The sequence below is a fragment of the Variovorax sp. 01N425 genome, assembly GCF_056399465.1.
This window is the reverse complement of sequence record NZ_JBFTRJ010000067.1, coordinates 1-406: the sequence shown is the minus strand read 5'-3', so window position 1 is coordinate 406 and position 406 is coordinate 1. Positions and strand designations below refer to the sequence as shown.

Genomic DNA, 406 nt, shown 5'->3' with positions numbered 1-406 from the left:
CCGTTGGTGACATCGACAATCGCCACGAGCTCCCCGGGCAGGATGTCGGCCGCCTCCAGCAGATCCAGGTCCACGGTGACGGATCCGACATAGTGCAGGTCCGCGTGCGTGACCGTCGCGCGGTGGATCTTGGATTTGAATATTGTGCGATTCATAACGACATCAGTCTAACGCGGGGCCACCGCCCGCGCTGTGGCCCACTGCACATGCCGCGGGCCGTTACGCGCGCGGTTCCACATGCCGGAMGTCACGCGGGCCGGTCCRCGGGGGCCGGGCCGAGGACGCCCGCGGCCGCCGCCGGCACGATGGATGCCGCCGTCACCGCCAGGATTTCCCGGGCCGCCAGCAGTGCGGGCCGCCTGGCGCTCGAGCGCCGCACCGAGGTGAACACCGTACGGTGCGGATC

Annotated in this window: 1 protein-coding gene; it reads right to left on the bottom strand. The window is 69.8% G+C overall.

Translation table 11 applies throughout. The features are described 5' to 3' along the window. The coding region (locus AC1DSC_RS32720) for an aspartate 1-decarboxylase (RefSeq protein ID WP_478132103.1) at positions 1–155 on the bottom strand (155 nt) is incomplete at its 3' end. Positions 156–406 lie beyond the last annotated feature (251 nt).